7 protein-coding genes are annotated in these 6,762 nt (G+C 37.9%); 1 reads left to right on the top strand and 6 read right to left on the bottom strand.

Annotated features, from left to right (window positions below; all coding sequences use genetic code 11):
• A partial coding sequence (locus tag A9G35_RS07000; protein WP_141673768.1) for an IS3 family transposase occupies nt 1-229 on the top strand: 229 nt, incomplete at its 5' end.
• A 107-nt stretch (nt 230-336) separates the two neighbouring features.
• Here A9G35_RS07000 and A9G35_RS06995 read toward each other — a convergent pair.
• From A9G35_RS06995 to A9G35_RS06975, 6 genes are all read right to left on the bottom strand, one after another.
• The gene (locus tag A9G35_RS06995) at nt 337-1,053 is read right to left on the bottom strand and encodes a hypothetical protein (RefSeq protein ID WP_065636257.1); all 717 of its coding nucleotides are present in this window, start codon (nt 1,051-1,053) and stop codon (nt 337-339) included.
• Between the two features lie 44 nt (nt 1,054-1,097).
• Nucleotides 1,098-2,195 (bottom strand): DUF6708 domain-containing protein, encoded by a 1,098-nt coding sequence (locus tag A9G35_RS06990; RefSeq protein ID WP_065636256.1) that lies wholly within the window; start codon nt 2,193-2,195, stop codon nt 1,098-1,100.
• A gap of 1 nt (nt 2,196) precedes the next feature.
• Nucleotides 2,197-4,884, bottom strand: a complete 2,688-nt coding sequence (locus A9G35_RS06985) for a T6SS effector BTH_I2691 family protein (RefSeq protein WP_065636255.1) — start codon at nt 4,882-4,884, stop codon at nt 2,197-2,199.
• Between the two features lie 9 nt (nt 4,885-4,893).
• Nucleotides 4,894-5,028, bottom strand: a complete 135-nt coding sequence (locus tag A9G35_RS13915; protein WP_255305991.1) for a hypothetical protein — start codon at nt 5,026-5,028, stop codon at nt 4,894-4,896.
• Between the two features lie 149 nt (nt 5,029-5,177).
• On the bottom strand, nt 5,178-5,720 hold the full coding sequence (locus tag A9G35_RS06980) for a DUF4123 domain-containing protein (RefSeq protein WP_065636254.1): 543 nt from the start codon (nt 5,718-5,720) through the stop codon (nt 5,178-5,180).
• The coding region (locus A9G35_RS06975) for a DUF2345 domain-containing protein (protein WP_141673816.1) at nt 5,720-6,762 on the bottom strand (1,043 nt) is incomplete at its 5' end. The genes A9G35_RS06975 and A9G35_RS06980, both read right to left, overlap by 1 nt.

Here is a 6,762-nt window from a genome sequence, read left to right as displayed (position 1 = left end):
TTCATTAAGCAAGAAAGGATGTCCTTATGACAATGCGGTAGCGGAAGCGACATTTAAAACAATTAAAACGGAATTTGTAAAAGGCCAACGTTTTAACTCAACGGCTGAGTTACAACGCGCTTTTTCGGCTTATGCTTATTGGTATAATCATAAACGATTACATTCTTCGTTAGGCTACTTGCCTCCCGTTGAATTTAAAAAACACTTACCCCTTAATTTTTTTGTTTGAAAATGTGTTGCCATTCCAATCACAAATGGGGCTAAAAACAGCACGATTGTCCACGGGGCGGCAATGCCCAATACTATGCTAAGCCCTGCTGCGGCAAACCCAATGGTTTAGCTTATCATAAATTCTACTGCGCCAGGATCACCACGGGTTACGGCATTCATTGAGCGACATAGATCACCAAAACTGTCGATTATGGCAATGGATTTAGCCACATAACCTAATACTTTGCCAGCTTTACCAATTTTACCAAGTAAATCGGTAAGTGTTTTGTCACGCTCGCAAAACAGTGCTTTTAGTTTTATGCCATCAAGAATGGCATAAGAGGCAGTTAAAGCGATATCAAGATAGGTTCTTAATAATGCTCTTGAAGCTTTGTCGATAAATGCTGAATCGGTTAATGTATTCAAATTAGTTTTCAAACCACTAATTTGTAGATATTGATAAGCAAATGTAAAGACATTCATCGCACTAGATACTGACGTGTCATACACTGCTGTTCGCCATTTTTTTTCTGCATTATATTTAGCTGTGTTTAGTTGTTCATAATCAACTAGGTGGGTATCTTTGAATTTATCTACATTAGCATTACCTCGACTAGTGGTCATTGATTTTTCAAACATGCCACCACGGATCTCTAAATAGCGATCGTTATAGGCGTAGTAAGGTCCTATTGGTCTGGGGTTATTACTGACGGATTCTTGAGTGTAGTTTTTTTGAACCTCTTTTAGCGTCATATCGCCACTGGTATAACCCATTTTTAATTTTTTACGAGTTTCGGCTTTTATAGCACTACCAAACCATAATAAAAATTCACCAACGTACATTGATTTTAAATCCTGTTGTTATTATTTTAAAAAGTGTTTTTATGTTATGAATTTCCATAATCAACGAACTTTCCTGTTTTTTCGTCACGCACACACCATTGCAAACGGCTATCTAATAGAGCTTGCTGTATGTTTGGGGGATAGTCAGCTAAGGTGGTTTCTTTAGGGATCGGTTTGCCCACTTTACCGGCTTGGCGTATAACTTTTGGCCATCGCGGTTGCCAACACAGGCATTCCGAAATAAAGTAGCCGATAGTGTAAAACGGTAATAAAATTAAAAATACAGGAATAAGCAGTAAATACACCCATGCCGTTGGGGCATTTTTAGCTGCATGAATCATGGGCTTTATATGCCCCTCAAAGCCATGAAAAGGCATGGGTAAATGGGTGCTTAGGCGTGGTTTTGGCAAGTTTTCGGGGCCGTGCTCCATATACCGGCGAATAAATTCCCATTCGTCTTTATAGTCTTGGGCATGATAAGTATTTTTGCCAATGCCGACGGATTGAGCAACCGGAAAGCCAGTTTTATAAGGATGAAAGGTTATTAGATTGACCATATTAGTGCCCCCCATGTCTGAGCCAGTCTCGCCAAAGTTGGCGGGCATAATATGTTCCCACTTAAATACCACCGTGCCACCGCAATATTTAGGGCGTTGAATATATACTTGCTTTGTAATTCGATTAAACCGTACCCGAATATGGCGGATGGTAAATAGTTCAAATCGGTAAATATAGCGGAAATAGCGGATACATAAGTAAGTTGAAATAAAAAAAATAATCGACGCAATTGTCATTGCAAAATAAGCAGATGCTTTATTGGTTACTTCATCCATACATAAATCTAATATAATACCTAAACTTAAATAGCCAGCACTGTAAGGAATAAAAAAAATAAGCAAACTAATCCAAGTCAAAATCCCCCGAAAATTTTCAAACATGCCGCCACGGATCTCTAAATAGCGATCGTTATAGGCGTAGTAAGGTCCTATTGGTCTGGGATTATTACTGACGGATTCTTGAGTGTAGTTTTTTTGAACCTCTTTTAGCGTCATATCGCCACTGGTATAGCCCATTTTTAATTTTTTGCGAGTTTCGGCTTTTATAGCACTACCAAACCATAATAAAAATTCACCAACGTACATATTAAAAGGTCTCCTGTAGTGCTTGATGCCACTCGGTCAGTTCTTCGCCTAAGTCAGCAAATTTTTTGCGATCAGGTTTATTACTAAAACAGCAGCGGTCAAGCCATTTTTGCATGGCGTTATCATCAATAATAATGAAACATACACTAACCACAATAATAATTACTGAGGCATAAAAAATAATGCAAGCCAACGTAGCTGCGGCTTGAGCGCCAATAGCAAATCGACCAATGGTTAACCCTACTTCTGCTAAACTTACCCAAATGGTGCGCTCTATACTTGTTGTGATAATATTCTCTAGCCATGGCACTAGCGTGCCTAAAACAACCACAAATTGGGAAATACTTAGCAGTATGGTTGCAAGACCTCTTGCATAATATGCAATTTCCATACCTGTATGATTATTTTTACGTTTTTCATATCCATCTATAAAATCCAACACTCCCGATATCCCCCCGGCAATTAATGATAAACTCGCTGACCATAAAAAGTATCGACCAAAAGCATTATAGGTGACCGTTGCGGTTCTTGAATTCGGATTGTTTTCGATACAGCATTGCACTGCACTGGTTAATATTTGCACTCCTGCAGCTGTACTTCCCATCAGTGATGCGGTTAATTCGGCAAATTCACGTGGGTTGTTCCATTGACCATTGATTAATTTTTTAGCGGATTCGTAGCCACTAAATGCAAATATCATCATGGCAATTTTAGTATTAACTAAATCTGCATTGGTAAAATTGTTACGAGCAACACGTGTTATTTGCGGAGCACCCCGTCTGGGTGTGGCTCTAAATGTATGTCCATTAATACTATAGCCTGATTCATACATTTCAAGCGCTCTTGTTCTAATGCTTGCCAAAATTAGATTGCCTAAACGGTTTTGAATCGTTTGGTTAAATCTTTGGGTGGTTACCCTTAAAAAACTTCTAACTAAATCGGCAAAAGTAACTGATAACAATGCTATTGGAAAGCCACGTTCTGCCATTATTTCTACCACTCGATCGGTTTGATTAACATGATCGGTTAATTTATTTAGTAAGCTAATGGCATTATCTACATCAGGCATTTGTCTGTTATCGTCACTCGATTCGTTGATCGCGATGTTTTGTTGAATATCGAGATATTCGTTAATATTATCAATTAAATTTTTGTTGTTAAAAAGATAGGTGCGCATACATAAATTGGCTTGGGTTATTTGAGGTTCAAGCCACCATTCATCCAGAATTTGTCTAATTTTTTCTGAACTGCTTACTCCACACAGGCAAACGCTCATTTGTAATTGAAACATAATGCCATCTATGGTTTGTGTGTCGTCATATAAATCTAATGCAGAAATTAGCTGGCTTGATTTTAACCATTTTATGTAATCATCAGCCCGCTTTTCTGCCAGTTCTTCTACATTTTGACTGAGCTCATTAAATTCTTTTTCAAATTTGTCCATTTTTTCTTGTGATAGACGATTCCAATAAAATTTTTTAAAATCCTCTTTAGATAGTTCTTCAGTTTGTTGTTCTAGTAATTCTTCTTCCATTTTTTTGAAAATTTTACTTCTATAGCTATTTGCTATATCACGAATTGCTGGAAGGGTTATTTTATCGTCATTCCAATGGGCATATTTTTCCCAGTTTTTATTTTGTTTGATTATCTGCTTGATTCGGTGCTGATGAAACGATTCTTTAAACCCTAATAGTTGCCTTAAAATGATTAAACGGTGTTCGTTGGATATGCCTTCATTATCTTTGCCTTCCATCCATGGTTTCATTACTTTTTCAAGGGCTTGATGACGGCGTTTATTTAAACTTTGAGTTATGCCGATAGCATCATGCACTACAATAGCTGCACCTTGGCGCTCTTTTAATGTTTTATATAGCGATAAATAACGAAAATAGTATTGCATGATGTCTTTATCATAAAAAAAGGTACGTTGCTTGTATATATAATGTATTACCTGTAATTGTTGGTGTGCATAGTCTCGTTCGCCTGTTCTAAAATCATAGGGACTTTTGCTATGTAAAAACGATTCTTGTTCGGCTATTTTCATAGCCGCTGATAACTCTAAAATATTGGATAGCAGGTCGTCGTCTTTTATGGATTTTTGACCACTTCGGATTTGTTCTGGCGTTATACCATTTAGTTCAAATTCAGGCGTGGTTTGGTAAAATTCTAACCGCTTATTGGTTATTTTGTTAGGGCTAAATAAAAAATGAATTTTAAAGATATCTTTACTGTTTTTAAAACTGATGTAAGAAGCATCAGCTCCGTCTGTAGCAATGTTACAGCTATAGGTTGGTGAAGTGTTTGGTACTGTGTTTATATCGCTATATTCCACTAAGCAACCAGTCGGGCTTGATGTAAAAGCACGCCATTTTTTTTCGCCGTTATTTCGATCTTCAAGAACATATAAATAGCCTTGCCTTAACATTTGTACGCAATATTTTGAGTGTTCCAATGGCAAATTCGATACCATTTGTTGAGCAAAATCAGGTAAAGGCGGCAGTTCAACGTCTGCTTTAAGATTATGTTTAAGTGTTTTGTTTTTACCCATAAAGCCAGAAATAGATAAGCGAGTTGGCAGTACAATTAAGTCGCCTTCCTTTTCTTGGCATTTTGGGCATCGTTTACCTGAATCGTTTTGTTTGATTTTTGCTGCTAATATTAGATTAACTAAATTTTCCAGATTTGCCATGTTTTATTCCTAATCTAAATTCTTTAAATATTGTTCAAGTTGATTTATGTTTTGGTTTGTCATTAATTCAAATAATAAATCATCATTAATTTGTCTGAAAAATTGTTCAGGTTGTGCCATTGCATAATGAATAATTACGTCCATTTTTTGTTGGTTAGGTCGATAAAATGTTACTTTATATATCCAATCTAATAGTTGTTTTAATGTACGCTGCTCGGTGTTGGATAAAGGTTTTTGTTGTTGTTTGGCTAGCTGATATTCATAAGCGTTGTAAATTTGCGCTATTTCGATTTTTAGCCATTGTTTGGGTGATAGTTGATATTGGATAAGATTAATTCAGGTTTATGATGCAATTGGGTGTAGCTATTTTGCCAGTAATACCAATATTCAATACAACCTAATAGGTTATTTAATTGCTTTTCATTCAATATTTCAATTAAGTGTTTTAAAACGTGTGAGTCATAAAACCGTAGAAGATACTTGCTTCCATTGTATGACATAAACATCGCATTATTAATATGGTTTTGTATATATTTAATCGAATAAGGTGAAGCGATGAGCGCTATCGCTGCCGATTTTTTATTTTTGAGTTCAATAATAAGCTGTTCGATATAGGTTGTTTGTTTAGGTATGGCGCATAGTTGCAAGAGTTCATGATCTTGTGATACGGTATCTTGCCTATCACGAATCGGTACTATTGATTCAAATTCAAAATAATTATCAAAGAAAAAATTATCATTAATTTTGGGATCAACTAATAAATACATTTTACCAAATTGCTGAATTTGCTCAGCAATAGTGTGATTTATTTCTTCGTCTAAAATTGTTTTAATCATTATTTTCTTTCCACAATAATGGCATGTTTTTCAGCACTATCTTCTTGTACCCCCTTACAAATGGAAGGTAATTCGTTTTGAATCTTTTTTTGTGCTGTTCCCATCATCTGCATCACATTACACTTAAAATAAACATTATCCTGTGTGCCCAGTTCAATGCCTTCACTGCTGATTTTGATATAAGAGCCACCGCAAATAAGGGTGAGGTTGTCTTTGGCGGTAATGGTCACCTTGCCATCCACGCTATCAACTTTAACATCTTGCTTAGCAGCCATATTCAGATTGGAGTTTTGGGCTTGCAGCTCGATATCGCCTTGGTTGGCAAATAGTTTCATGCCCGCTTTTTGCGCAAATAAACCAATCGCTTCGCCCGATGAAACAGTGACGTTGTTTAAAGCGTTGATGTCGGTTTGATTTTCGCTAGTAAAGGTGAGGCTGTTAGCTGTCGATAGTTGAATGTTTTCAGGGCTAGTTAGGGCGATGCCTTCTTGCGCATAGGCCAGTAAGCCACTTTGGATTAGCTGCGTTAAGTTGGCCTTGAGCTGTTCTTGGCTGTCGGTGTCGGCGCGGTGCGCTTCGGACTGGGTAGCGACATTTTGTAGCGCTTTGGCAATGGAGAGCGCATTTTCAAGTTGGGTGATTGCCGCTTGCATATCGAGCTGTTTGCCTTGCGCTTTGGGCTCGGTTTGGGTGGTTAAGTATAATCCCCGTGCAGCTGTTATGGCGCCCCATTCGTCGGTTCTTAGCTCAAAGCCTTCGCCACGCTGCGCTTTGCTTTGGTCAACTAAGTGACCGATATTAAGTTGCGTTTTGCCGTATTCGGTGGCCAGTTTGATGTGCTCTTGCCCGCGTTTATCATCCATGCGCAGTTTGTTGTTGGCCGGGGTGCGAATGACATTGCGGTGTTTGTTGATGGTGGTGATAGGGTCAGGGTGAGCACTGTCGTGCATGGCATGGGCTATATACGGCCTATCGGGGTTGCCGTTCATAAAGGCAATGGCCACTTCGGTGCCGTCAATTAAGGGAAAGTGAAAGCCATAGG

The sequence above is a fragment of the Gilliamella sp. Choc5-1 genome, assembly GCF_001690595.1.
GTDB lineage: Bacteria > Pseudomonadota > Gammaproteobacteria > Enterobacterales > Orbaceae > Gilliamella > Gilliamella apicola_M.
Note: the sequence above shows the minus strand (reverse complement) of the source record. Positions and strands in the feature narration are given on the sequence as shown.